The organism is Arthrobacter pasteuri (assembly GCF_054510955.1).
The window spans coordinates 2,196,200-2,220,972 of the sequence record NZ_JBTNDO010000001.1; the positions used below are offsets into that span (position 1 = coordinate 2,196,200).

Genomic DNA, 24,773 nt, shown 5'->3' on the forward strand with positions numbered 1-24,773 from the left:
CAGGGCTGCCGGTGAGCAGTGCCCGACCAGAGGGAGGTGACCCGTGACTGATTTCGACGACGAGGTGGTGGAAGCCGCTCTGGTGGCTGTCGGATCGCCCGTGGACCAGGACCGTATCCAGCGGGCGGTCCGGGAGATCCTCGCGGCGATTGGGGAGGACCCGGACCGCGACGGACTGCTCGACACTCCGAGGCGCGTCGCGAAGGCGTACGCGGAGATGTTCGCGGGCCTGCACCAGGACGCGGGGGAGGTCCTCTCGACCTCGTTCGACCTGAACCACCAGGAACTCGTGCTGGTGAAGGACATCCCGTTCTACTCCACCTGCGAGCACCACCTGGTGCCGTTCCACGGAGCCGCCCATGTCGGCTACATCCCGTCCGAGGAAGGCCGGGTCACCGGCCTGAGCAAGCTCGCGCGCCTCGTCGAGGTCTATGCACGGCGCCCGCAGGTCCAGGAACGGCTGACGACGCAGATCGTCGATGCGATGATGGAACACCTGAAACCCAAGGGCGCCATCGTCGTCATCGAATGCGAACACATGTGCATGTCGATGCGCGGGATCAGGAAGCCCGGCGCGAAGACCGTCACGTCCGCCGTCCGCGGCCAGATCCGCGAGACGGCGACGCGTGCCGAGGCGATGAGCCTCATACTCGGAAGGTAGGACACCCCTATGGATTCTCTCGCTGCAGCGCCCGGAACAGGGCCGTCGACCTCACCGCTGCCGGTGATCCGGCCCGTCCGCGTGGCCAAGGCGGTCGGGGATCTGCCCGCGGACCGCGCCGTCGTGCTGGGGATCCTGAACGTCACCCCCGACTCCTTCAGCGACGGCGGCAGGTACTCCACCACCGACGACGCGATCAGCCATGGCCTGCGGATGCACTACGGCGGGGCGGACATCATCGACGTCGGCGGCGAGTCCACGCGCCCCAACGCCCGGCAGGTGCCGGTCGAGGAGGAGTTGACGCGGGTGCTTCCCGTCGTGAGGGCACTCGTGACGGCAGGGGCCCTCGTCAGCATCGACACCATGCACGCGGAGACCGCCCGGCAGGCCCTCGACGCCGGGGCGGCCATCATCAACGACATCTCCGGGGCGGAGTACGACCCCGCGATGCCGGCCCTCGTCGCCGAGCGCCGCGTCCCGTACATCCTGACGCACCGCCGGGGAACCGCGGCGACCATGGACGGCCTGGCACGCTACGACGACGTCGTCGCCGACGTCGCGGCGGAACTCGTCGACCTGCGGGACCGCTTCGTCGCCGCGGGGGTCGCCGCCGACCAGATCATCCTCGATCCGGGACTGGGCTTCGCGAAGACGGACGAGCACAACTGGGCGATCCTCCGCGACCTCGACGCCTTCACCGCGCTCGGCCACCGCCTGCTCGTCGGCGCGTCCCGCAAGCGGTTCCTCGGGACGCTCCTGACCTCGGCGGGGAAGGCCGCGGCCCCGGTCGAGCGCGACTACGCCTCGCTCGCGGTCGCCAGCCTGGCAGCGGCCGCAGGCGCATGGGGCGTGCGGGTCCACGACCCTGCCGCGACGCTCGACGCCGTCAAGGTCGCCGCTGCCATAGGCCCGCGACGGTGAGCGGACAACCCACTCCGGGCCGTTCCGGTTCACCCTCGGGCCTGCTGGATACGGTAGAGCTGACGGGTATCACCGCCAAGGGCTACCACGGCGTCTTCGACCACGAGCGCCGCGACGGGCAGCCCTTCGTCGTGGACCTCGTGCTCCACCTGGACCTGCAGCCCGCGGGGACCAGCGACGACCTCGCCGGGACCGCGCACTACGGTGAGGTCGCCGAACTGGTCCACGGCATCATCGGGGGCGCACCCTTCGATCTCATCGAAGCCCTCGCCGAGACCATCACCGCCGCCGTCCTGGGCTCCTTCCCCGTCGCCGCCGTCGACGTCACCGTCCACAAGCCGAAGGCACCCATCGCGGTGCCGTTCGGCGACGTCGCCGTGACCCTGCGCAGGAGCCGGGCGTGAGCACCGTGCGGTCCGTGCTCGCGCTGGGCAGCAACCTCGGTGCCAGCAGCGACACCCTGATGCTGGCCGTCGCCGACATCGTGGAATCGGAGCACGTGCGCCTCCACGCAGTCTCGCCCGTGGTGCGGACGAAGCCCGTGGGAGGCCCGGAGCAGCCCGACTACCTCAACATGGTGGTCGAGGTGGAGACGGACCTCGGCCCGTACGAACTCCTCGCCCACTGCCAGGCCGTGGAGGACAAGCACCACCGCAAGCGCACGGTGCGCTGGGGCCCCCGCACGCTCGACGTCGACATCATCACCTACGGGACCTGGACGTCCGACGACGAGTCCCTGACGATCCCGCACCCCCGCGCGGCGTCCCGCGCCTTCGTGCTGCAGCCCTGGGCCTGGATGGATGCGGGAGCCGAACTGGCAGGCCGCCCCGTGGCCGAGCTGGCCTCGGAAGCCGAGGACATCGCGGGCCTGGTGCCCTTCGAGGAAGTCTAGGAAGCCGTGAACACCCTTCGGTTCCGCTGGCTGGGCGTGGTGGGCCTGGTGGCCGGATTCACCGGCTGGCTGGTCAACTGGCTCGCCACCCGCAACGGCTACGGCACTCCGACGCTGCCGCTGACCTCCCTCGCGACCACCGCCGTGATCATCGCCATCACCCTGGTCTTCGGGCGCCGCGTCCTCCGGTGGCGCAACGGCAAGCGGGACCGGCCCCTCGACCCGATCCTCGCGACCCGTACCCTCGTCCTCGCCCAGGCCTGCGCCTACGCGGGCGCGCTGAGCCTCGGCTGGCACGCGGGCATCTTCGTGGACCAGCTGACCCTGCTGTCGGTCCGCTCCACCACCGCACCCCTCTGGGGGTCCGTGGCACTCATGGTGGGCGGGACCCTGATGATTATGGTGGGATTGGTGGTCGAGGACTTCTGCAAACTTCCTCCGGACGACGACGGCACGGGCGCTCCGGGCCACAGCGAGGGGGAATATGCCTAGGGAACCGATCGACCCCTCCGGACTCCATTGGTCCCGGGTATCGCCCAAGTACCTGCGCGTCCGGCTGCTCGGCTGGCTCATCGGGTCCCTGGTCTGGGTGGTCCTGTGCAGCATCCCGCTGGTCCTCCGCCTGACGGGCACCTGGGAATCCTTCCCGCCCCTGTGGGTGGCAGGGGGGCTGCCCGCCGTCGTGCTGGTCATCGCCGCCTGGCGTGGCCTCCTGCTCCCGCGCCAGGTCGCGGCGATCGGCTACGCGGAGCGCGACGAGGACCTCCTCCTGCGCCAGGGCGTCTTCTTCCAGCGCACGCTGGTGGTGCCGTACGGCCGCATGCAGTACGTCGACGTCTCCGTCGGGCCCCTCGAGCGTGCCTTCGGGATCTGCACGCTGAAGCTCCACACCGCGTCCCCCGCCACGAACGCCTCCCTTCCCGGCCTGCCCACCGAGGAGGGCACGAGGCTGCGCGAGCAGCTGTCCGCGCGGGGAGAAGCTCGGCTGGCCGGGCTATGACGGCGCACGAACCGTCCGGCGGGGTCCCCGCGGCCACCGGATCCGAGGGGGCCGAGGGGGCAGGACGACCGGCCCCCGCTGCCCACTCCGGGGATGCCTGGCAGCGTGTCCATTTCATCTCCCCGCTCGTGCGCGGCTGGATCGCGCTGGCCGCCATCGTCTACTTCGTGGGCAGGGACTGGTTCGAGGGGCTCTTCGACGCCGGGACGAGGGGGCGCAGCCCCCTGCCGGAGGGCATCGGCCTCCTCCTGGCCGCAGGGGTCGTGCTCGCCGTGGTCCTCGTCATCGCGGCCGTCTTCTTCGTCTCCTGGTACTTCACGCGGTACCAGGTGACCGCCGAGCACGTGCGCGTGCACTCCGGCGTCGTGTTCCGGCAGCAGCGGCAGGCGCGCCTGGACAGGGTCCAGGCCATCGACATCGTGCAGCCCTTCCTCGCCCGGATCTTCGGACTCGCCGAGCTCAAGTTCGAGGTGGCCGACGCGGGGGAATCCGCGGTACGCCTCGCGTTCCTGAAGCTCGACGACGCGAGGAAGCTGCGCGCCACCATCCTCGCGCGCGCAGCGGGCGTCACGGACCCGGAGCACCCGGAGCAGGCCGTCGAGGCCCCCGAGCGTGAGGTCGTGGTGATCCCGCCCGCCCGCGTGCTCGGTGCCGCGGTCCTGTCCGGGACGACAATCGCGCTGGTCGTGGCGGCCGCCGTCGTCATCACCCTCGGCGTCGTGTTCCGCACGCCGATCATCGCGACGTCGTTCATCCCCGTCCTCATCGGCGTCGGAGGCTCCTACTGGTCCGCGCTGAACACGGGCTACAACTTCCGCGCAGCCACCTCACCCGACGGCATCCGCATGCGCTACGGCCTGCTGGACACCCGGGCGCAGACCGTTCCTCCGGGCCGGGTGCAGGCACTGGGCATCGTGCAGTCCCCGCTGTGGCGCCTGAAGGGGTGGTACCGGGTCACGGGGAACGTGGCCGGGTACGGGCTGTCCGCCTCCAACGAGGGACAGGCGCGCACAACCCTGCTCCCCGTCGGCACGCGGGACGAGGTGCTGCAGATCCTGGCCCTCGTCCTACCCGATCCGGGGACACCACGTCCCGTCGAGGTCTTCTCCGCCGGGATGACGGGCCGCGACGGGAAGGAGGGCTTCCTCACCACCCCGCGCCGCGCGCGATGGCTCGCACCCCTCGCCTGGCGGCGCAACGGCTTCGCGGTGACGGGGACGGCCCTCCTCCTGCGCTCGGGTGTGCTGTGGCGGCAACTCGTCGTCGTGCCGCACGAGCGGACCCAGTCGCTGTCGATCGAGCAGGGTCCCGTCGACCGCAGGTTCGGGGTATCGAACCTGCAGTTCCAGACGACTCCGGGCCCGGTCACTCCGCGCGTCTCCCTGGTCGATTCCGCCGGCGCGGAGGAGCTGTTCCACGGCCAGGCGGTGCGGGCAGCGGAGGCGCGGCGCCGCAGCGGGCCCGAGCAGTGGATGAGGACCCGTCCGGCGGAGCCCTCCGCGCAGGGTCCCGTCCCGGACGTCCTGCCCGAGGCGCCGGTGTACGTACCCGCGACCGCCCAGGGAGAGGAATCCGCCCATGACCAGCGCTGAAGCATCCCGCCGGCCGGGCAGGCTCGGTGTCGGCATCGTCGGTGCCGGAAAGGTCGGTGCGGTCCTCGGTGCGGCCCTCAGATCCGCGGGGCACGCCGTCGTCGGCGTCTCCGCCGTGTCCGAGGCGAGCCGCGAACGGGCCGAGAACCTCCTGCCCGGAGTGCCGGTGCTCGAGGTCCCGGACATCATCGAACGCGCCGAACTCGTGCTGCTGGCGGTGCCCGACGATGCCCTGCCGACGCTGGTCGAGGGCCTGGCCCAGCTCAACGCCTGGCAGGCCGGGCAGCTCGTGGTGCACACCTCCGGCCGCCACGGCACCGGAGTACTCGCCCCGGCACGCGCGGCGGGAGCCATCCCCCTGGCCATCCACCCCGCCATGACGTTCACGGGCCTGAGCCTCGACCTCGGACGCCTACCGGACAGCATGTTCGGGATCACCGCCCCGTCCGCGGTGCTGCCGATCGCGCAGGCGCTCGTCGTGGAGATGGGCGGCGAGCCCGTGGTGATCGAGGAGGAGTCGCGGGCGCTGTACCACGCGGCCCTCGCCCACGCCTCGAACCACCTCGTCACGATCGCCGCGCAGTCCGCGCAGCTCCTCGCCGACCTCGGTGTGCAGCACCCCGACCGGATGCTGGGGCCGCTCATGAAGGCATCGCTGGAGAACGCCCTGTCCTCGGGGGAGGGTGCGCTGACGGGGCCGGTGGCACGCGGCGACGCCGAGACGGTCCGCGCGCACCGGGCTGCCCTCGAGGCGCACGACGCCCCCGACACCCGCCAGGCCTACCTCGGGATGGCACGCGCCACGGCGCTGCGGGCTCTCGAGCGGGGCGTCCTCACTCCCGGGCAGGCCGAGGCGATCCTCGCCGCGCTCGCCGACGCCCCCGGCTCAGGGGGACCGCCCGGCCCGCCGGACGGGGCCTCCGGCTCCCGTTCCTGATCCCGGGACCGGCCCCCGCACAGCATCCCGCCCCGTACCCCAGCCCAGCACGCCCGCCCAGCCCAGAACCCCCGCGCCGGCGCCGACCGCGCCCGCCCCGACCCGTGAAGGACCATCCCGTGACCTCGACCGGCCCCGACAGCCCGGCGACCCCCCTCCTCGTCTCCACCCCGGCCGACCTCCGCGCGGCGACGACCCGGCTGCTCGAGCGGGCGGCGGGCCGGCGGGGAGCGGCGGACGGGCCGCCGTCGCTGGGCCTCGTGCCCACCATGGGCGGCCTCCACGAGGGCCACGCCTCGCTCGCGCGGACGGCGCGCGCCGCGAACGACGTCGTCGTCACCTCGATCTTCGTGAATCCCCTGCAGTTCCCCGACTCCGCCGACCTCGACCGCTACCCGCGGACGCTCGACGAGGACGTCCGGCTCCTGGGCGGATGCGGGGTGGACGTCGTCTTCGCCCCGTCGGTGGAGGACATGTACCCGGGCGGAGAGCCGCTGGTCCGGGTGGGCGCCGGCCGGATGGGCGCCCTGTTCGAGGGTGCGTCGCGGCCCGGGCACTTCGACGGCATGCTGACGGTCGTGTCCAAGCTCCTCAACCTCGGGCTGCCCGCGACCACGGCGGACTACCGGGCGTACTTCGGCGAGAAGGACGCGCAACAGCTCGCGCTCGTCCGCCGCATGGTGCTCGACCTCAACATGCCGGTGCGCATCGAGGGCGTCCCGATCGTCCGGGACGCCGACGGGCTGGCCCTCTCGAGCCGGAACCGGTTCCTCAGCCCCGAGGAGCGGCGCGCGGCCCTCGTGCTGTCCAGGGTGCTGGGCGTCCTGCGCGACCGCGCCGCCCGCGGGAGACCCCTCGACCTCCCGGGAGCCCGCGCCCAGGTGGCGGGAGAGGATCTTGTGGACCTCGACTACCTCGACGTCGTCGACCCGGTGTCGTTCGCTCCTCGAGGAGCGGACCGAGGAGCGGACCGAGGAGCGGACCGAGGGGAGGACCGAGGGGAGAGTCGGGCAGGAGAAGCGCTCGCCGTGGTCGCGGCACGGGTAGGTGCGGTCCGCCTGATCGACAACACCCTCCTGCCGGTTGTGGCCTGACCCACACCGCCGGCGGCCGACACCGCGGGCCCGGCAGGGGGCCGTAAACTTGTCTTCCGTGACTCACGACGAAACCCTCCCCGCGGACGACCTCAACGAGCAGATGCGCTTCCGGCTGCAGAAGCGCGCAGCCCTGCTCGACGCCGGGACGGAGCCGTATCCGGTCAAGCCGGAGCGGACGCACTCGCTCGCGGAGGTCAGGGAGCAGTTCGCAGACCTCGGGACGGGGGAGTCGAGCGGCCGGCAGGTCGCCGTCGTGGGCCGTGTGGTCTTCATCCGCAACTCGGGGAAGCTGTGCTTCGCGACGCTGCAGGAGGGGAACGGCACGCGGCTCCAGGTCATGCTCAGCCTCGCCGAGATCGGCGCCGACAGCCTCGCGGAGTGGAAGTCGCTCGTGGACCTCGGCGACCACGTGCAGGTGCACGGCGAGGTCATCAGCTCCCGCCGCGGCGAACTCTCCGTGATGGCGGACTCCTGGACCATGGCGTCGAAGGCCCTCCGTCCGCTGCCCACCCTGCACGCGGGCGTCAGCGAGGAGACGCGCGTGCGCCAGCGCTACGTCGACCTGATGGTGCGCAAGGAAGCCCGCCAGATGGTCCGGACGCGCGCCGCGATCACCCGCACCCTCCGCGAGACCCTGAACCGCCGCGACTACATCGAGGTGGAGACGCCGATCCTGCAGCTGATCCACGGCGGTGCGACGGCCCGTCCCTTCGAGACGCACCTCAACGCGTTCGACCAGAAGATGACCCTCCGGATCGCGCTGGAGCTGTACCTGAAGAGGGCCGTCGTCGGCGGGATCGACCGCGTGTACGAGATCGGGCGCATCTTCCGCAATGAGGGCGTCGACTCCACCCACAGCCCCGAGTTCACCATGCTCGAGTGCTACGAGGCCTACGCCGACCAGTTCGTCATGGCGGACCGCATGAAGGAGATGATCCTCGCGTGCGCCGATCTCCTGGGCTCGCGCACGATCGAGACCGCGAAGGGCACCATCGACCTCGATGGTGAATGGGCGTGGCTCGGTGTCTACCCGGGACTGTCCGCTGCCGTGGGGCAGGACGTCACCCCGGAGACGGGACTCGAGGAGCTCCGCTCGATCGCGGAGCGCCACGAGGTCTCCTTCGATCCGGCCTGGGGTGCCGAGAAGGTGGTGCTCGAGCTGTTCTCGGAGATCGTGGAACCCACGCTCATCCAGCCGACATTCGTCTACGACTACCCGCCCTCCGCCCAGCCGCTGGCCCGGCCGCACCGCGACGATCCGCGACTGATCGAAGCCTGGGACCTCATCATCGGGGGCATGGAGCGCGGCACAGCCTTCTCCGAGCTCATCGACCCCGTCATCCAGCGGGAGCGCCTGACCGAGCAGTCCCGACAGGCGGCCGCCGGCGATGACGAGGCCATGCAATTGGACGAGGACTTCCTCCGGGCACTCGAATACGGGGCGCCTCCGATGGGCGGTATCGGCCTCGGAATCGACCGTCTCGTGATGCTTTTCACGAACGTCGGAATTCGTGAGTCGATCCTCTTCCCCATTCTCAAGCCCGAAGCGGGGCAGTAGCCGTGGAATATGTAGCGGTCCTCCTTCCATCAGCCTGCTTGGCGGTGATTTTCTACTTCGTGATCAAGGCCATATTCAATGCGGACCGCGCGGAGCGCGAGGCCATGGCGCGTGCGGAGGAAATGCAGGACTCCGAGGACGCACGGAACCGCGAGGTGGCGCGGGAAAAGAATGACGATCAGGAAATCGACCCCGGTTAGGAATGCCCTTCTTTGACCTCGATTGAATAGTGGCCCATACTCATTTCAGGGGGCATTGATATCGAGGAACCAATTAGGAGAGCATTGTGGCGCAGAAGGTAAAGATCATTCTCATCGATGACATCGACGGCAACGAAGCCGACGAGACGGTGCGCTTCGGCCTCGACGGCGTGCAATACGAAATCGACCTCTCGGAGGAGCACGCCTCGGAGCTCCGCTCGGCCCTCGCGGAATACGTCGGCGCAGCCCGCCGCAGCAACTCCTCGAAGCAGCAGCGCCCCACCACCCCGTCCCCGTCCCCGTCCCGCAACCAGGAAGCCGCGCAGATCCGCGAGTGGGCCAAGGAGAACGGCTACAACGTCTCCTCCCGCGGCCGTGTCAACAGCGAAATCGTCGAGGCATACCGCGCCGCACAGCGCTGACCACCCCCGGGCGGCGCCGGAGGGGAAGCCTTCCGGCGTTATCTCGCCTGTGGCGAACACGCACCCAAAGCACATCCCGTACCCGTAGCATCGAAATACGCGTTAGCTAGGAGTGTGTGTCTCATGTTTGAGAGATTTACAGATCGTGCCCGTCGAGTTGTTGTGCTGGCCCAGGAAGAGGCCCGCATGCTCAACCACAATTACATCGGCACCGAGCACATCCTGCTTGGCCTGATCCACGAGGGCGAGGGTGTAGCCGCAAAGGCCCTAGAGTCGCTCAGCATCTCGCTGGGTGCCGTGAGGGAACAGGTTCAGGAGATCATCGGGCAGGGCCAGCAGGCCCCGTCCGGCCACATCCCCTTCACCCCCCGGGCCAAGAAGGTACTGGAGCTCTCCCTGCGGGAAGCACTCCAGCTCGGCCACAACTACATCGGTACCGAGCACATCCTGCTCGGTCTCATCCGTGAGGGTGAGGGCGTCGCCGCGCAGGTCCTCGTGAAGCTCGGCGCAGACCTCAACCGCGTCCGCCAGCAGGTCATCCAGCTGCTGTCCGGCTACCAGGGCAAGGAGCCGGCCGCGACCGGCGGCCCCCAGCAGGAGGGAACTCCCGCAGGCTCCGTCGTGCTGGACCAGTTCGGCCGGAACCTGACGCAGGCAGCGCGTGAGTCGAAACTCGATCCTGTCATCGGGCGCGAGAAGGAGATGGAACGCGTCATGCAGGTCCTCTCCCGCCGTACCAAGAACAACCCTGTCCTGATCGGTGAGCCCGGGGTCGGCAAGACCGCCGTCGTCGAGGGCCTCGCCCAGGCGATCGTGCGCGGCGACGTCCCGGAGACCATCAAGGACAAGCAGCTGTACACGCTGGACCTCGGGTCCCTCGTCGCAGGCTCCCGCTACCGCGGTGACTTCGAGGAGCGCTTGAAGAAGGTTCTCAAGGAGATCCGCACCCGTGGCGACATCATCCTGTTCATCGATGAGATCCACACGCTCGTCGGCGCAGGTGCCGCCGAGGGCGCCATCGATGCGGCGTCGATCCTGAAGCCCATGCTCGCCCGTGGTGAGCTCCAGACCATCGGTGCCACCACCCTGGACGAGTACCGCAAGCACATCGAGAAGGACGCCGCCCTCGAGCGCCGTTTCCAGCCGATCCAAGTCGCCGAGCCCTCCGTGGCGCACGCGATCGAGATCCTCAAGGGCCTGCGCGACCGCTACGAGGCGCACCACCGCGTCTCGATCACCGACGGCGCCCTGTCCAGTGCGGCGACGCTGGCCGAGCGTTACATCTCGGACCGCTTCCTGCCGGACAAGGCGATTGACCTCATCGACGAGGCGGGAGCGCGCCTGCGCATCCGCCGGATGACCGCGCCGCCGGAGCTCAAGGAGATTGACGAGCGCATCGCGGACGTCAAGCGCGAGAAGGAGTCGGCCATCGACTCCCAGGACTTCGAGGGTGCTGCGGCGCTGCGTGACAAGGAGCAGAAGCTCCACGACGAGCGCAGCGACAAGGAGCGCCGCTGGAAGTCCGGCGGGCTGGACGACATCGCGGAGGTCGATGAGGAACTCATCGCCGAGGTGCTCGCCAATTCGACCGGCATCCCCGTGTTCAAGCTGACCGAGGCGGAATCCTCGCGACTGCTCAACATGGAAGCGGAACTGCACAAGCGCGTCATCGGACAGAACGAGGCCATCAAGGCGATCTCGCAGGCGATCCGCCGGACGCGCGCCGGCCTCAAGGACCCGAAGCGTCCCGGTGGTTCCTTCATCTTCGCCGGTCCCACCGGTGTCGGTAAGACGGAGCTCGCCAAGGCACTCGCGGAGTTCTTGTTCGGTGAGGAGGACGCCCTCATCACCCTCGACATGTCCGAGTACTCGGAGAAGCACACCGTCTCCCGGCTCTTCGGTGCCCCTCCGGGCTACGTTGGCTACGAGGAGGGCGGACAGCTCACCGAGAAGGTCCGCCGCAAGCCGTTCTCCGTGGTGCTGTTCGACGAGGTGGAGAAGGCGCACGCAGACCTCTTCAACTCGCTCCTACAGATCCTCGAGGACGGCCGCCTGACGGACAGCCAGGGCCGCATGGTGGACTTCAAGAACACCGTGATCATCATGACCACCAACCTCGGCACCCGCGACATCTCGAAGGGCGTCATGACGGGCTTCCAGTCCGGCTCCGACACCACCACGAGCTACAACCGGATGAAGGCGAAGGTCACGGAGGAGCTCAAGCAGCACTTCCGCCCCGAGTTCCTCAACCGCGTCGATGACACCGTGGTGTTCCCGCAGCTCACGCAGGACGAGATCGTCCAGATCGTGGACCTGTTCCTCGAGCGCCTGAGCCGCCGCATGGCGGACAAGGGCATGACGATCGAGCTCACCCCCGCGGCCAAGGTGCTCCTTGCGACCCGCGGCTACGACCCCGCAATGGGAGCGCGGCCGCTGCGCCGCACCATCCAGCGCGAGATCGAGGACCAGCTCTCGGAGAAGATCCTCTTCGGCGAGCTGAAGTCGGGAGAGCGCGTCGATGTGGACGTCGAGGGCGAGGGCGTGGATGCACGCTTCACCTTCGTGGGACACGGCGCCCCCAAGGAGATCGAGGACGCTCCGGCCGCGCTCGAGGCCACCGTCCCGGAGTAACCAGCAGCATCTGAGATACGACGGAACCCGTCCTGGGCACCAGGGCGGGTTCCGTCGTTGACGGAAGCAGGAGAACTGGTGCCCTCGGCAACGGGATTTCCCCGAAAGGTGGAACGGTGGCCATCCGCGGTGGTAGAGATGACGCATGACCACCCCCTTCTCCTCTCTCGAGGATTTCGTCGCCCTGCCCCGCCTCAGCGGGCTCGTCCTCAACCGGGACGGCACGCGCCTCGTCACGTCCGTGGCCACCCTCAACCCCAAGAAGACCGCGTACCAGTCCGCGCTGTGGGAGGTCGACCCGGCCGGGGGACAGCCCGCCCGCCGTCTGACCCGCAGTTCCGAGGGCGAGTCCGGGGCCGCGTTCCTCCCGAGCGGAGACCTGCTCTTCACGTCCGCGCGTCCCGACCCGGACGACGCCGACGGCGAGAAGCGCCCAGCCCTGTGGAGCCTGCCCGCGTCCGGAGGCGAGTCCTCGCTGCTCCTGACGCGCGAGGGGGGTGTGGCAGGGGTGGCCGCCGCGGAGGCGGCCGACGTCGTCGTGGTCACCGCGGCCGTCCTGGCCGGTTCGGCGGACGAGGAGGACGACGCCGAGCGCCGGAAGGCGCGCAAGGAAGCCGGCGTCGCGGCAGTCCTCCACTCGGGCTATCCGGTCCGGTACTGGGACGCCGACCTCGGGCCGGAGGAGCCACGCTACTTCGGGCTGCAGGACCTCGGCGAGGACCGCGAACGGCCCCTCACGGACCTGATCCCCTCCGCGCGCGGCGGCCTCCGGGATGCCCATCCCGTCCTCAGCCCCGACGGTGCCCTGCTCTTCACCTCCCTCACCGTTCCTGAGGAGCGCGGCTCGCAACGCACGGTGCTCGTGCGGGTCGACATCGCCACGAAGGAATCCGTCGTCCTGCTGGACGACCGCGGGAACGACTACGCTCCCGGTCCCGTGAGCCCCGACGGCCGGTACCTCGTGGTGGTCAGGGACCGGCGCACCAGGGCAGACCTCGCGCCCCGCACGAGCCTGCTGCTGCTTCCCCTCGAGGGAGGCGAGCCCTCCGAACTCGCCGCGGAGTGGGACCGCTGGCCGTCTCCTGCGGCGTGGCTGCCCGACGGGTCGGCCCTCGTGGTCACGGCCGACGACGACGGGTCCGCCCCCGTGTTCGTGATCGACGTCGCCACCGGTGCCGTGCGCCGCGTGACGGAGGATGCTGCAGCCTACACGGACGTCCGGGTGTCCCCGGACGGCACGACCGCGTACGCCCTCCGCAGCTCCTACCTGTTCCCGCCCGAGGTCGTCCGGATCGACCTCGCCTCCGGAGCCACCGAACGGCTCCCCAACCCCGCGGAACGCCCCGAGCTCCCCGGTTCGCTCGAACGCGTGGAGTCGGCGGGGGAGGACGGCCAGCCGGTGAGGTCCTGGCTGGTGCTGCCCGACGGCGCCTCGGCGGAAGCCCCGGTCCCGGCGCTGCTGTGGATCCACGGAGGCCCGATCGGTTCTTGGAACGCGTGGACGTGGCGCTGGTCGCCCTGGCTCATGGCAGCCCGGGGCTACGCCGTCCTCCTGCCGGATCCCGCGCTGTCCACGGGATACGGCCAGCACATGGTGGACCGCGGGTGGGGCCAGTGGGGCGGCGTCCCCTACACCGACCTCATGGCCGCCACCGACGGCCTGGTGGCGCGGGACGACATCGATGCGACCCGCGTGGCTGCCATGGGTGGCAGCTTCGGCGGCTACATGGCGAACTGGGTCGCCGGGCACACCGACCGCTTCGCCGCGATCGTCACGCACGCGAGCCTGTGGGCGCTGGACCAGTTCGGGCCCACGACGGACGTCGCGTACTACTGGGAGCGGGAGATGACGCCGGACATGATGAACGAGAACTCCCCGCACCACCACGTGGCGAACATCAGCACACCGATGCTCGTCATCCACGGGGACAAGGACTACCGCGTGCCGATCGGCGAGGGGCTGCGGCTCTGGTACGAGCTGCTCTCCGCGTCGAAGCTCCCAGCCGACGACGAGGGCAGGACGCCCCACCGGTTCCTGTACTTCCCGGACGAGAACCACTGGATCCTCAAGCCGCAGCACGCCAGGATCTGGTACGGCGTCGTCGAGGCCTTCCTCGCCTCCCACGTCCTCGGGGAGGAGCGCGAACTCCCGTCGGAGCTGGGCCTGTAGGCACGGGCGGGGCGGTGGTTTGTAGAGTGGGTCGAATGACGCTGCCCTTCACCATCCGTCCCGCCCGCACCGCGGACGTCCCCGCCATCAAGTCGCTCGTCGCGCCGCTCGCCGAGGATCGCATCCTGATCGCGAAGGAGACGGTGGCCTACTACGAGGGGCTGCCGGAGTTCCGCATCGCGGAGTCCGACGGCGGTGAGGTGCTCGGCTGCGGGGCGCTGCACATCATCTGGGAGGACCTGGCGGAGGTGCGCACCCTCGCGACCTCACCGGAAGCCCGCGGCCACGGCGTGGGCCACGCGCTCGTGGAGGAACTCCTCGAGGAGGCGCGGGGCTTCGGCGTGAGCAGGGTCTTCTGCCTGACGTTCGAGGTCGATTTCTTCCGGCGCCACGGCTTCGAGGTCATGGCCGACCAGTCCGCCGTCGACCCCCAGACCTACTCCGAGCTCCTCCGGTCCCACGATGAGGGCATCGCCGAGTTCCTGGACCTTGCCAGGGTCAAGCCCAATACCCTCGGCAATACGCGGATGATCCGGCGACTCTGAAGACCCTCCCGCGGCAGGGTGGCATTCAGCAGGCCCGCATGCATATAGTAAGACTGCTTAGCATCGCGTTCGCGGTGCTGGCAGGCCATCGGAACCGGTGGCCGTACACCGAGCTGAAGGAGGTCCGCATCATGGGACTGGATGACAAGATCGGGAACAAGGGCGAAGGTCTGGGCGGAAAGATCAAGGAAGGCCTCGGCAAGGCGACCGGGGACGAGAACCTGGAAGCCGAGGGCCATAAGGACCAGGCGAGCTCGAGCCTCAAGGACGCCGGCGAGAACGTCAAGGATGCGTTCAAGCAAGGACGCTGATTCGTCCGGGCCGCACCGTTGATCGGGCGGTCCGGCGAGCTGAGGGAGGGCACCCTGCCGGGGCCCTCCCTCAGCCGTTCAACCGGTTCCCCGCAACCGCCCTCTAGCGGTGTGCGGCGGGGTCGTCGGGCCGGTCTTCGGCCCGGGCCGGGGCTGCCTCCGGGCTATAGGCAGCGGCAGGAACGGGCGGTAACGTGTCCAGTGGCCGGGGTGGTCCACGCGGGACGGGCTGCAGGCCGTCAGATGTCCGTTCCCAGTCAAGGAGCAGTCGCCGTGAAGAAGCTCATCAATGACCCCAAGGCCGTGGTCAACGAGTCCGTCGAAGGATTCGGGATCGCGCACGCCGACATCGTCACCGTCCACCCGGACCCCCTGTTCATCACCCGCAGGGATGCTCCCGTGCAGGGCAAGGTGGGTCTCGTGTCCGGAGGTGGAAGCGGCCATGAACCCCTCCACGCGGGCTTCGTGGGACTCGGGATGCTCGACGCCGCGGTGCCGGGTGCCGTCTTCACCTCTCCGACGCCGGACCAGATCATCCCCGCCACCACCGCCGTCGACGGCGGGGCGGGCGTCCTGCACATCGTCAAGAACTACACCGGTGACGTCCTCAACTTCGAGACGGCCGCGGAGATGGCCGAAGCGGAGGGCGTCACCGTGCGCTCCGTGCTCGTCGATGACGACGTCGCCGTCGAGGACTCCCTGTATACGGCGGGCCGGCGCGGCGTCGGTGGCACCGTCTTCGTGGAACGCATCGCCGGTGCTGCAGCAGAACGCGGCGACGACCTGGACGGCGTTGCGTCCGTCGCCCAGCGCGTCGTGGACAGCGTGCGCTCCATGGGTGTGGCCCTGGCCGCATGCACCGTTCCGCATGCCGGGGTCCCCAGCTTCGACCTGGCCGAGGACGAGATCGAGATCGGCATCGGCATCCACGGGGAGCCGGGCCGGCACCGGATCGCCATGGAGGACGCCGACGGCATCACGCAGCGGCTGCTGCAGCCGATCGTCGCCGACCTCAGGCTGACCGCCGGGGACAGGACGCTCGTGATGGTCAACGGCATGGGCGGGACTCCCGCCAGTGAGCTGTACATCGTGTTCCGGAAGGTCGCGCAACTGCTCGACGGGCTCGGCGTCACGATCGAGAGGTCCCTCGTGGGCAACTACATCACCGCTCTCGAGATGCAGGGCGCGTCGCTGACCATCCTGCGCGTCGACGACGAGATGCTCGAACTGTGGGACGCCCCCGTCCGCACGGCCGCCCTGCGGTGGGGGGCATGAGCATGTCCGCTGCCCTCGACACGCAGTGGGCCCTCCGGTGGATGCAGGAGACCGCCCGCGTGGTGGCCGAGAACCGCGCCCTCCTGATCGAGCTCGACAGGGTCATCGGCGACGCCGACCACGGTGAGAACCTGGACCGGGGCTTCAGCGCCGTCGTCGCCAAGCTCGACGCCGGTGATGCTCCCGCCACTCCGGCGGCCGTGCTCAAGCAGGTCGCCATGACCCTGATGTCCACCGTGGGTGGTGCTGCCGGTCCGCTGTACGGGACGGCGTTCCTGCGTGCGGCGGCCTCGCTCGGGGACGCGGGCGAGATCGACGCGGCCGCCGCGGCCGGGATGATCCGGGCCGCCCGGGACGGCATCGTGGCCCGCGGCAAGGCCGAGATCGGCGACAAGACCATGGTGGACGCCTGGACGCCGGCTACCGAGTCGGCCGAGACCGCGGCCCAGGCGGGAGCAACCCCGCCCGAGGTGCTCGCCGCCGCGGCCAACGCCGCCCACGCGGGAGCTGTTGCCACCGAGCCCCTGATCGCCCGCAAGGGCAGGGCGAGCTACCTCGGCGAGCGCAGCGCCGGTCACCAGGATCCCGGCGCCGTGTCGACCGCCCTGATCCTCCAGGCCGCCGTGGAGGCCGCGAGGGAGGGCATCGCATGAGCGTCGGCCTGGTCATCGTCTCGCACAGCGCGAAGATCGCGGAGGGCGTCGTCGAACTCGCTGCGCAGATGGCGCCCGACGTCGTCCTCGTCGCCGCCGGGGGAGCGGACGACGGCGGAGGTCCGGTACGCATCGGCACGAGCTTCGACCGCGTGCAGGCAGGCATCCAGCAGGCGTCCGGAGGCGACGGCGTCGTGATCCTGACCGACCTCGGCTCCGCCGTCATGACCGCCGAGACGGTGCTCGAGTTCCTCGAGCCCGACGAGCGCGCATCCGTTCGCCTCGCCCAGGCCGCGCTCGTGGAGGGCGCGGTCGCGGCAGCCGTCCAGGCCCAAGGAGGATCCTCCCTGGACGAGGTGGTCCGGGCGGCCGAGGCCGCCGTCGTCTCCATCCGGCCGGAGGAACTCGAGCCATTCGTCAGCCACGCGGCAGCGGTGCCGGGGAGCGATGCGGCTTCCGGCACGTCGCCGTCGCCCGGGGGCCGAGCGGTCAGCGGCTCCTGGACGCTGCCCAACCAGATGGGGCTGCATGCGCGGCCCGCTGCCACGCTCGCCACCGGGCTGGCAGACCTCGACGCGGAAGTCACGGTGAACGGCGTCGACGGGAAGTCGGTGATGCTGCTCATGAGCCTCGGACTCGGTCAGGGCCGCACGGTCACGGCCGAGGCGAGCGGCCCGGATGCGCAGGCAGCGGTCGACTTCATCGGGCAGGCGGTCGAGTCGGGCTTCGGCGAGCCCGCCTGACGGGCAGGTCCTGGCCCGGCAGGCGGATGCCCCCCTCCGGCATCCGCGCCTGGGCGCCCCGGTGTCAGCCCGGCAGGCGGATGCCGCCTTCGGCGTCCTCGGCGAGGCCGTCGGCCAGGAGCCCGGCCAGGGCGCGTTCCAGTTGCTCGGCCGGCGCCTGCAGGCCGTGCAGCGCGGTGAGGGCAGCCTGACCGGGGGCGGCCGGCACGCCCATGCTGAGGTCCACCGGGAACTCCAGGAGGACGGACCGCGGTACGGGCATCTCGGCATCGCGCAGCACGGCGACGATCGCGCCGCGCACCTGCCGGTCCGTGCCCGCCCACGACTGCCCCTTGGGGACGTACTCGGGAGCAGGCCGTCCCGCTGCGACCCAGGAACACGCGTCCAGGACGGGGCAGGCGTCGCAGAGCGGGGACCGGGCGGTGCAGATCACGGCTCCCAGTTCCATCACTGCTGCATTCCACCGCACCGACAGGGCGTCATCGGCGGGCAGGAGCTCCCCGGCGCGCTTCATCTCCGCGGCCGTCAGCGCCGGGGCCGGGAGCGCTTTCCCGCCGAAGACGCGGGCGTGCACGCGGCGGATGTTGGTGTCGACGACGGTCTCGCGCCGTCCGAAGGCGAACGCGGCGACCGCGGCAGCGGTATAGGTGCCGACACCGGGCAAGGCCAGCAGCTCGTCGTGAGTGGTCGGCACGGCGCCGCCATGGTCCGCGACCATGGCGGTGGCTGCGGCATGCAGGCGGAGGGCCCGGCGGGGATAGCCGAGGCGGCCCCAGTGCCGGACGGCGGCCCCCGACGGCTCCGCGGCGAGGTGGGCGGGGGAGGGCCATCGTTCGAGCCACTCACGCCACACCGGCAGGACGCGGACCACCGGGGTCTGCTGGAGCATGACCTCGCTGACGAGGACGCCCCACGGCGAGCAGTCGGCGTCGCGCCAGGGCAGGTCCCGTGCCGCCTCGGCGAACCAGTCCGCCAGCCGGGCATGGAGGACGTCGGGCCCCGATGCGATCCGGGTAGCACCGGTAGCACCGGTAGCACCGGTAGCACCGGCAGCACTTGCAGGGCACGCGGGATCCGTCGTGGGTCCGTTGCCGGGGATCATGGGTGGCTCCTGAATCATCGTCGTCAATACTCTATCCAGCGGCGTGGTGGCCGGAGTAATGCGGAGGGACTTCCCTAACCTTGATGGATGGCATCCACGGGCGATCGCGGAACGGGCAGGCGTACAGGCAGCAGGCGGGGGCACAGTCCCGCTGTCTACCGCCGAAGGCGCCTGGCGGTGACCATCCTCGCGCTCCTGGTGATCGCGGCCCTCGCCATCACGGGTCTCGTGCTGGCCGGCGTGCTCGGGAACGGCGCCGATGCTGCGGTGGGCGAACCACCCATGCCGGAGGCCGGTTCCTCCGCGACCACCAGCCCCGCCCCCTCGAGCCCGGCGCCGTCCAAGGCGCCTTCCGCATCACCGGCTCCCTCGCCGAGCGCCACCTCCGCTTCACCTTCCCCGTCGCCCTCCGCGTCGCCCTCGGCATCGGACGACGGCTGTGATCCGGCGAGGGTCGTGGTCTCCGCCGAGACCGACCGGCACAACTACGGGCCGGGTAAGGATCCTGTCCTGTCCCTCGTGGTCCGCAACGAGGGGCCGGAGGCCTGCACGGTGAACGTGGGTACGTCCCAGATGGAATTCGTGCTGACCAGCGACGAAGAGCGCGTGTTCTCCTCCACGGACTGCCAGCACGACTCACAGGACCTCGAGCGCACGATCGAGCCGGGCGGCGAGGAACGCGCGACGTTCGAATGGTCCCGCAACCGGACTGTGCCGGGCTGCATGGTCGAGGAGGACCCCGGGGCCGGGACGTATGCCCTGACCACCCGGCTCGGTGCCCGGAGCAGCAGCCCGGTGTCCTTCACGCTGCAGTAGGCCGTGGCCGAGGTCGCGGCCCAGCGTGCAGGGGGAGGCGCCGCCGGCCGGCGGAGGCGGTGCGTCAGCTCACATGAAGCGGTCGAGGAGGCTGGTCTCGGCGATACGGGAGAGCCCCTCACGGACGGTCCGGGCACGTTGCTCGCCGATCCCGTCCACCGCCATCAGGTCGTCGATGTTCGCGGCCATCAGGTTCTGCAGGCCGTCGAAGTGGTCCACCAACCGATTGGCGACGGCCGGTGGTACGGCCTTGATCCCGGACAGCAGGCGGTATCCCTTCGGCTGGATGACAGCCTCCAGCGAGTCCACGGACGGATTGAAGCCCAGGACGCTCGCGATGGTGCCGAGATCGATGAGGTCCGCCGAGCTGAAGCCCTGCAGGGTCGCCACCCGCTCGTCGAGCGACGCGGTGCTGGACCCGAGGTTCATGTAGTCGCGCAGCACCATCTCGCTGCCCGGTCCTAGACCCGTGGTGAGCTCCTCGACCTGGAGGGACAGCAGGCGGCCGTCGACGCCGAGTTCCAGCACGTACTGCGAGATCTCCTCCGAGATCCTGCGGACCATCTCCTGGCGCTGCAGCGTGACGGCGACATCCCGGATGGTGACCATCGCCTCGATCTCGAGGGCCGAGAGCGAGTTGGTGACCTGGTCGAGCCTGGCCCGGTAGCGCTCGAGGGTGGCGAGGGCCTGGTTGGCGCGTGCGAGTACGGGCTCGGAGCCTTCCAGGACGTGCCGCAGCCCGTCGATGTAGAGGGCGATGATCTGCATCGACTGGCTGACGCTGATCACGGGTAGGCCGGTCTGCTTCGCAACGCGCTCGGCGGTGCGGTGCCGGGTCCCGGATTCCTGCGTCTCGATGGTGTGATCGGGCACGAGCTGCACGGCGGCGCGGAGGATGCGGCTCGCATCCTTGTCGCACACGATCGCACCGTCCATCTTCGCCAGTTCGCGCAGTCGGGTGGGTGAGAACTCGATGCCGATGTCGAAGCCGCCCGAGCAGATGGAATCCACCGTGCGGTCGAAGCCGAGGACGATCAACGCACCTGTGCGTCCCCTCAGGATTCGCTCAAGACCGTCGCGCAAGTGTGTTCCTGGGGCTACTCTGGCAAGGGTGGCTTTGAGTGAGTCCTCCGGACTACGAACCATGGGCCTATCCTTTCAGCGCCCGCGCTGTTGAAGGCCCGGCGCAGTCGGGCGGCCGCCGTCGAGTCTCGGACGGTGGTCGGTGGCGGCGCCTCTAGCCGCGCAGCCGAACATAATACTACTGGCGCGCGCGAAATCCTCCGCACCGGTCCCCGTCGTAGACCAGTAACACCCCGCGGGCACCAGGAAAAGCGGCGCCTAGAACAGCAGGGCCAGCGCCTCCGCGAGGGTGGATACCTCCCGCACCGAGAATCCCTTCGGCACGGGACCCGTGCCGCCGGGGGACGCCGGGACGATCGCGTGGGTGAACCCGAGCCGCTCCGCCTCCTGAATGCGCCGTCCGATGCCGGGGACGGGACGCACCTCCCCGGCGAGGCCCACCTCCCCGAAGGCGATGAGCCGGGCGGGCAGGGGATGGTCGGTCTTCGCGGAGGCGATGGCGAGGGCGACGGCGAGGTCCGTGGCGGGCTCGGTCAGGCGGACGCCGCCCACCGTCGCCACGTAGCTGTCGTCCTTGTGCAGGCTGACCGAGGCACGGCTCTGCAGTACGGCCAGCAGCATGGCGACGCGGGAGCTGTCGAGCCCGCTCGTCGCCCGTCTCGGCTGCGCGTTGGGGGATTCCGCCAGCAGCGCCTGGACCTCGGCGAGCAGCGGGCGGCGACCCTCGAGCGTGACCGTGATGCAGGTTCCCGACACGGGGTCCTTGGTGCGGGACACGAAGAGCCCACTGGGATCGGCGAGTCCCTCGATGCCGCCGTCGGTCAGGTCGAAGCATCCCACCTCGTCCGTCGGGCCGTACCGGTTCTTGACGGCCCGCAGCAGGCGCAGGCGTGAGTGGCGCTCGCCCTCGAACTGGCAGACGACGTCGACGAGGTGCTCGAGCAGCCGGGGGCCGGCGATGGAGCCGTCCTTGGTGACGTGCCCGACGAGCAGGGTGGTCATGCCCCGTGCCTTCGCCGCCCCGATGATCGACGCCGCGACCTCCCGGACCTGCGTGACACCGCCGGCACTGCCATCCACCGCCGCACTGCTGAGTGTCTGCACGGAGTCGACGATCAGCAGCGCCGGATCGATCGTCTCGACCTGGCCGAGGGCCTGGCCGAGATCCGTCTCTGCGCTGAGGTACAGGGAATCGGCAACGGCGTCGATCCGGTCCGCGCGGAGTTTCACCTGGGCCGCGGACTCCTCACCCGTGACGTACAGGACGTCCTTGCCCAGGCGCGCCACCCGCGCGGCGACGTCGAGCAGGAGCGTGGACTTGCCGACGCCGGGCTCGCCGGCCAGGAGGATCACGGCCCCGGGGACCAGTCCGCCGCCGAGCACGCGATCCAGCTCGTCGATCTTCGTGGGCTGGAATCCGGACAGGGTGGCGTCGACCTCGGCGATCCGCCGGGCGGGGGTGGTGACCGCAGTGGCGGCCGTGGTGCGTGCGACGACCTGGCCCGTCTCCTCGACGGTGCCCCAGGCCTGGCATTCACCGCAGCGCCCTACCCACTTCGCCGTCGTCCAGCCGCATTCCGCACAGCGGTAGTTCGGAGCGTTGTTGCGCGCCGAGCGCGCGGCAGGGGAGGTCTTCGTGGCCATTCCTTCAGGCTACCGGCGGCCACCGACAGCGCAGGTCCACCGCCGGTGGTCAGAGCCGGGGGAGGTAGCCGGCGGCGTCGTCGTGGGAGAGGCCCGTGGCCTCGAGGAGGTCCACCACAAGGGGGCGCAGGAGGAGTACGAGCCCCTCACCCTCGAGGCCGCTGATGTCGAGGGTCTCGGGGTGCAGGTCGGTCGCGACGGCGGCGAGTTCATTGCGTGCCTGACGCAGGTTGAGGCGGCGCTCGGCAGGGTCACCGGCGGACAGCGCCCGGCTGAGCGCGTCCACGGCGTCGGCCGTGTCTTCGAGCGACTGGCCGAGGCTCTCGATCGCCTCGTCCGTGAGGGCCGCGTGGTTGATGGCGGAGGTCAGGCGGCGGGAGAAGACACGGCTGTTGCGGATGGCCAGGTCGATCGAATCGATGGCGGTGCGCAGGTCGCCGAGCTCGTCGCGGTGGCGCCGGTAGGCGGGCGAGATCCGGGCAACCTCCTGCGCGGCCCTCATGCTGCCCGTGAGGCCGTCGAGCCGGGACTGGGAGTTCCGTGCGCGGACCAGGGCGTGCCACGCCAGCGTGGAATCACTCTGGCGGAGTGCCGAGGCGCTCTCGCGGAGCACGCCGGACAGTTCGCCCAGCAGGCCCCGGACGTTCGTCTTCGGCTCGCGTCGCGGATCGCGGGGCAGCAGTACGGTGATCACGAGCGCGAAGAGCCCGCCCACGATGGCGTCCACGCTGCGTGTGAACGGCCCGCCCTGCGGTGCCGGGAGCAGGACCACGAGCAGGGACTGCAGTCCGAGCTGCGTGGTGAAGATGGTGCCGCTGTCCAGGAAGCGGGCCAGCAGGATCGAGACGAACAGCACGACGGCGGCCTGCCAGAGCCCCGTGCCGAACAAGGTGAGCAGGAGGTCTCCCACCGAGATGCCGAGGGTGCAGCCGATCGCCACCTCGAGGACGCGCCGCAGGCGCGGATCCCTCGAGAAGCCCAGGGAGATCATCGACGACGTCGCCGCGAACAGCGGACCGTTGTGCCCGAGGACCTCCTCGGCGAAGGCGTAGGCACCGACGGCGCACACGGTCATCTGCACCGCGTTGACGACCGAGTTCGAGCTGCGCTTCAGTCCGATGCGGGAGCGCTTGCGCAGGAAGGCGAGGGTTGCGGACACTCCCTGGCGCGGCGGCATGGACCCAGTCTAGAAGGTAGGACGGGTGGGCTCATTCGTCTCCTTCCGCCAGTGTCCACGGGCGCCGGAGGCCAATGGTCCCGCGCTGTTCACCTTCCGTTCACGTCCCTCAGCCACTCTCTTCACCTGCGGTACCTAGCTTCGAAGATGTACAAGAACGCGTACATCTCTCCCGAGTGCCGCTCGTGCACCGATGAAAGCATCCCTGGAAGGGGCAAAATTCAGTGAAGGTTCTTCGCATTGGCCGCGCTGCGGCAGTTATCTCCGTAGCTGCGCTGGCGCTGACCGCTTGTGGTTCCGACAACGCCACGGGCGAGCCCGCGGCGACCGGAGGTGCGTCCTCCGCTGCAGGCTCCGCCGTGACGGGGACCCTGACCGGCATCGGCTCGTCCGCGCAGAACTCGGCGATGGAAGCCTGGAAGGCCGGCTTCGAGGCCGCCAACCAGGGCACCATGGTGCAGTACTCGCCGGACGGCTCCGGCGCGGGCCGCAAGGCCTTCCTGAGCGGCGGCGCCCAGTTCGCCGGCTCGGACGCCTACCTCAAGGACGACGAGATGACCCAGGCCCAGGAGGTCTGCGGTCCCGAGGGTGCGATCGACGTTCCGGTCTACATCTCCCCGATCGCGATCGCCTTCAACCTCGAGGGCGTCACCGACCTGAACCTCGACGCTCCCACCATCGCGAAGATCTTCAAGAAGGAGATCACCACCTGGAACGATCCCGCGATCGCCTCCCAGAACGAGGGCGTCGAACTGCCCGACACCGCAATCACCGTCGTGCACCGCTCGGACGAGTCCGGCACCACCGAGAACTTCACCGAGTACCTCGCCGCTGCGGCTCCCGAGGACTGGACCTACGAGGCCGACGGCGCCTGGCCGGCCGAGCTCGAGTCCGAGAACGCCAAGGGCACCTCCGGTGTCGTCCAGACGGTCACCGCGACCGACGGCGCCATCACCTACGCCGACGCCTCCGCCGTCGGTGACCTCGGCAAGGCAAAGGTCAAGGTGGGTGAGGAGTACACCGAGATCAGCTCCGACGCCGCGGCCAAGGCCGTCGACATCGCGACGCCGGTCGAGGGACGCTCCGAGTCCGACCTGGCGCTCGACCTCGAGCGCGACACCACCGAATCCGGCGCCTACCCCGTCGTCCTGGTCAGCTACCACATCTACTGCACCACCTATGACAGCCAGGAGACCGTCGACCTCGTGAAGGCGTTCGGCTCCTACGTGATCAGCGAGGAAGGCCAGGCGGAGTCCGAGGCCTCTGCCGGGAACGCCCCGCTGTCGGAGACCCTGCGCGAGAAGGCCCAGATGGCCATCGAGTCCATCAAAGTCGCCTCCTAG

General features: G+C 70.0%; 25 protein-coding genes. 21 read left to right on the plus strand and 4 right to left on the minus strand.

Annotated features, from left to right (window positions below; all coding sequences use genetic code 11):
• Window positions 1–43: 43 nt before the first annotated feature.
• The 19 genes from folE to dhaM all read left to right on the plus strand — a co-directional run bounded on the left by folE (window position 44) and on the right by dhaM (window position 17,608).
• The gene (folE, locus tag ACX80H_RS10490) at window positions 44–661 is read left to right on the plus strand and encodes a GTP cyclohydrolase I FolE (protein ID WP_191997053.1); all 618 of its coding nucleotides are present in this window, start codon (window positions 44–46) and stop codon (window positions 659–661) included.
• A gap of 9 nt (window positions 662–670) precedes the next feature.
• On the plus strand, window positions 671–1,582 hold the full coding sequence (gene folP / locus ACX80H_RS10495; protein WP_459313126.1) for a dihydropteroate synthase: 912 nt from the start codon (window positions 671–673) through the stop codon (window positions 1,580–1,582).
• 44 nt (window positions 1,583–1,626) lie between these two features.
• Complete coding sequence (gene folB, locus ACX80H_RS10500) at window positions 1,627–1,986, plus strand: dihydroneopterin aldolase (protein WP_459313412.1); 360 nt, start codon at window positions 1,627–1,629, stop codon at window positions 1,984–1,986.
• Window positions 1,987–2,045: 59 nt separating this feature from the next.
• Complete coding sequence (gene folK / locus ACX80H_RS10505) at window positions 2,046–2,474, plus strand: 2-amino-4-hydroxy-6-hydroxymethyldihydropteridine diphosphokinase (RefSeq protein WP_459313413.1); 429 nt, start codon at window positions 2,046–2,048, stop codon at window positions 2,472–2,474.
• 6 nt (window positions 2,475–2,480) lie between these two features.
• Window positions 2,481–2,966 (plus strand): DUF3180 domain-containing protein, encoded by a 486-nt coding sequence (locus ACX80H_RS10510; RefSeq protein ID WP_459313128.1) that lies wholly within the window; start codon window positions 2,481–2,483, stop codon window positions 2,964–2,966.
• Window positions 2,959–3,474 (plus strand): PH domain-containing protein, encoded by a 516-nt coding sequence (locus ACX80H_RS10515; protein WP_459313129.1) that lies wholly within the window; start codon window positions 2,959–2,961, stop codon window positions 3,472–3,474. The genes ACX80H_RS10510 and ACX80H_RS10515 overlap by 8 nt, the downstream gene beginning before the upstream one ends.
• Complete coding sequence (locus tag ACX80H_RS10520) at window positions 3,471–5,066, plus strand: PH domain-containing protein (protein ID WP_459313130.1); 1,596 nt, start codon at window positions 3,471–3,473, stop codon at window positions 5,064–5,066. The genes ACX80H_RS10515 and ACX80H_RS10520 overlap by 4 nt, the downstream gene beginning before the upstream one ends.
• Window positions 5,053–6,003 (plus strand): Rossmann-like and DUF2520 domain-containing protein, encoded by a 951-nt coding sequence (locus ACX80H_RS10525; RefSeq protein ID WP_459313132.1) that lies wholly within the window; start codon window positions 5,053–5,055, stop codon window positions 6,001–6,003. Before ACX80H_RS10520 ends, ACX80H_RS10525 begins: the two co-directional genes overlap by 14 nt.
• 119 nt (window positions 6,004–6,122) lie before the next feature.
• Complete coding sequence (gene panC, locus ACX80H_RS10530) at window positions 6,123–7,097, plus strand: pantoate--beta-alanine ligase (protein ID WP_459313134.1); 975 nt, start codon at window positions 6,123–6,125, stop codon at window positions 7,095–7,097.
• A gap of 58 nt (window positions 7,098–7,155) precedes the next feature.
• Window positions 7,156–8,658: a lysine--tRNA ligase gene (gene lysS / locus ACX80H_RS10535; RefSeq protein WP_459313136.1), complete on the plus strand. Its 1,503-nt coding sequence runs from the start codon at window positions 7,156–7,158 to the stop codon at window positions 8,656–8,658.
• Window positions 8,659–8,660: 2 nt separating this feature from the next.
• Window positions 8,661–8,858, plus strand: a complete 198-nt coding sequence (locus ACX80H_RS10540; RefSeq protein WP_459313138.1) for a hypothetical protein — start codon at window positions 8,661–8,663, stop codon at window positions 8,856–8,858.
• Window positions 8,859–8,944: 86 nt separating this feature from the next.
• The gene (locus tag ACX80H_RS10545) at window positions 8,945–9,280 is read left to right on the plus strand and encodes a histone-like nucleoid-structuring protein Lsr2 (protein WP_459313140.1); all 336 of its coding nucleotides are present in this window, start codon (window positions 8,945–8,947) and stop codon (window positions 9,278–9,280) included.
• Between the two features lie 123 nt (window positions 9,281–9,403).
• Window positions 9,404–11,911: an ATP-dependent Clp protease ATP-binding subunit gene (locus ACX80H_RS10550; protein WP_459313141.1), complete on the plus strand. Its 2,508-nt coding sequence runs from the start codon at window positions 9,404–9,406 to the stop codon at window positions 11,909–11,911.
• A 145-nt stretch (window positions 11,912–12,056) separates the two neighbouring features.
• Window positions 12,057–14,081: a S9 family peptidase gene (locus ACX80H_RS10555; protein ID WP_459313142.1), complete on the plus strand. Its 2,025-nt coding sequence runs from the start codon at window positions 12,057–12,059 to the stop codon at window positions 14,079–14,081.
• Between the two features lie 35 nt (window positions 14,082–14,116).
• A complete protein-coding gene (locus ACX80H_RS10560; protein WP_459313144.1) occupies window positions 14,117–14,626 on the plus strand; it encodes an amino-acid N-acetyltransferase in 510 nt (169 codons plus the stop codon).
• A gap of 131 nt (window positions 14,627–14,757) precedes the next feature.
• Window positions 14,758–14,937: a CsbD family protein gene (locus ACX80H_RS10565; RefSeq protein WP_459313145.1), complete on the plus strand. Its 180-nt coding sequence runs from the start codon at window positions 14,758–14,760 to the stop codon at window positions 14,935–14,937.
• 273 nt (window positions 14,938–15,210) lie between these two features.
• Window positions 15,211–16,212 carry a dihydroxyacetone kinase subunit DhaK gene (gene dhaK, locus ACX80H_RS10570; RefSeq protein WP_459313414.1) on the plus strand — a complete coding sequence of 334 codons (1,002 nt, stop codon included), beginning with the start codon at window positions 15,211–15,213 and terminating at the stop codon, window positions 16,210–16,212.
• A 2-nt stretch (window positions 16,213–16,214) separates the two neighbouring features.
• Window positions 16,215–16,865, plus strand: a complete 651-nt coding sequence (gene dhaL, locus ACX80H_RS10575) for a dihydroxyacetone kinase subunit DhaL (RefSeq protein ID WP_459313415.1) — start codon at window positions 16,215–16,217, stop codon at window positions 16,863–16,865.
• Window positions 16,862–17,608, plus strand: coding sequence for a dihydroxyacetone kinase phosphoryl donor subunit DhaM (dhaM, locus tag ACX80H_RS10580; protein WP_459313146.1), 747 nt, complete (start codon window positions 16,862–16,864; stop codon window positions 17,606–17,608). Before dhaL ends, dhaM begins: the two co-directional genes overlap by 4 nt.
• A gap of 64 nt (window positions 17,609–17,672) precedes the next feature.
• On the opposite strand, the gene ACX80H_RS10585 is transcribed toward dhaM, so the two are convergent.
• Window positions 17,673–18,710 carry an iron-sulfur binding domain-containing protein gene (locus tag ACX80H_RS10585; protein ID WP_459313148.1) on the minus strand — a complete coding sequence of 346 codons (1,038 nt, stop codon included), beginning with the start codon at window positions 18,708–18,710 and terminating at the stop codon, window positions 17,673–17,675.
• A 177-nt stretch (window positions 18,711–18,887) separates the two neighbouring features.
• Here ACX80H_RS10585 and ACX80H_RS10590 point away from each other — a divergent pair, with 177 nt between their 5' ends.
• The gene (locus ACX80H_RS10590) at window positions 18,888–19,526 is read left to right on the plus strand and encodes a hypothetical protein (protein ID WP_459313149.1); all 639 of its coding nucleotides are present in this window, start codon (window positions 18,888–18,890) and stop codon (window positions 19,524–19,526) included.
• Between the two features lie 69 nt (window positions 19,527–19,595).
• Here the strand turns inward: ACX80H_RS10590 and disA are convergent, their stop codons facing one another.
• The 3 genes from disA to ACX80H_RS10605 all read right to left on the minus strand — a co-directional run bounded on the left by disA (window position 19,596) and on the right by ACX80H_RS10605 (window position 23,430).
• Window positions 19,596–20,672 (minus strand): DNA integrity scanning diadenylate cyclase DisA, encoded by a 1,077-nt coding sequence (disA, locus tag ACX80H_RS10595; RefSeq protein ID WP_459313151.1) that lies wholly within the window; start codon window positions 20,670–20,672, stop codon window positions 19,596–19,598.
• Between the two features lie 195 nt (window positions 20,673–20,867).
• Window positions 20,868–22,253 (minus strand): DNA repair protein RadA, encoded by a 1,386-nt coding sequence (radA, locus tag ACX80H_RS10600; protein ID WP_459313153.1) that lies wholly within the window; start codon window positions 22,251–22,253, stop codon window positions 20,868–20,870.
• 49 nt (window positions 22,254–22,302) lie between these two features.
• On the minus strand, window positions 22,303–23,430 hold the full coding sequence (locus tag ACX80H_RS10605) for an FUSC family protein (RefSeq protein ID WP_459313155.1): 1,128 nt from the start codon (window positions 23,428–23,430) through the stop codon (window positions 22,303–22,305).
• 224 nt (window positions 23,431–23,654) lie between these two features.
• Here ACX80H_RS10605 and pstS point away from each other — a divergent pair, with 224 nt between their 5' ends.
• A complete protein-coding gene (gene pstS / locus ACX80H_RS10610; protein ID WP_459313157.1) occupies window positions 23,655–24,773 on the plus strand; it encodes a phosphate ABC transporter substrate-binding protein PstS in 1,119 nt (372 codons plus the stop codon).

Coding starts and splice junctions, on each gene's coding strand:
- folP (WP_459313126.1), top strand. CDS start 671: ATGGATTCTCTCGCTGCAGCGCCCGGAACAGGGCCGTCGACCTCACCG.
- folK (WP_459313413.1), top strand. CDS start 2,046: ATGCTGGCCGTCGCCGACATCGTGGAATCGGAGCACGTGCGCCTCCAC.
- ACX80H_RS10515 (WP_459313129.1), top strand. CDS start 2,959: ATGCCTAGGGAACCGATCGACCCCTCCGGACTCCATTGGTCCCGGGTA.
- ACX80H_RS10520 (WP_459313130.1), top strand. CDS start 3,471: ATGACGGCGCACGAACCGTCCGGCGGGGTCCCCGCGGCCACCGGATCC.
- ACX80H_RS10525 (WP_459313132.1), top strand. CDS start 5,053: ATGACCAGCGCTGAAGCATCCCGCCGGCCGGGCAGGCTCGGTGTCGGC.
- ACX80H_RS10550 (WP_459313141.1), top strand. CDS start 9,404: ATGTTTGAGAGATTTACAGATCGTGCCCGTCGAGTTGTTGTGCTGGCC.
- ACX80H_RS10555 (WP_459313142.1), top strand. CDS start 12,057: ATGACCACCCCCTTCTCCTCTCTCGAGGATTTCGTCGCCCTGCCCCGC.
- ACX80H_RS10560 (WP_459313144.1), top strand. CDS start 14,117: ATGACGCTGCCCTTCACCATCCGTCCCGCCCGCACCGCGGACGTCCCC.
- ACX80H_RS10565 (WP_459313145.1), top strand. CDS start 14,758: ATGGGACTGGATGACAAGATCGGGAACAAGGGCGAAGGTCTGGGCGGA.
- dhaL (WP_459313415.1), top strand. CDS start 16,215: ATGTCCGCTGCCCTCGACACGCAGTGGGCCCTCCGGTGGATGCAGGAG.
- dhaM (WP_459313146.1), top strand. CDS start 16,862: ATGAGCGTCGGCCTGGTCATCGTCTCGCACAGCGCGAAGATCGCGGAG.
- ACX80H_RS10585 (WP_459313148.1), bottom strand. CDS start 18,710: ATGATCCCCGGCAACGGACCCACGACGGATCCCGCGTGCCCTGCAAGT.
- disA (WP_459313151.1), bottom strand. CDS start 20,672: ATGGTTCGTAGTCCGGAGGACTCACTCAAAGCCACCCTTGCCAGAGTA.
- radA (WP_459313153.1), bottom strand. CDS start 22,253: ATGGCCACGAAGACCTCCCCTGCCGCGCGCTCGGCGCGCAACAACGCT.
- ACX80H_RS10605 (WP_459313155.1), bottom strand. CDS start 23,430: ATGCCGCCGCGCCAGGGAGTGTCCGCAACCCTCGCCTTCCTGCGCAAG.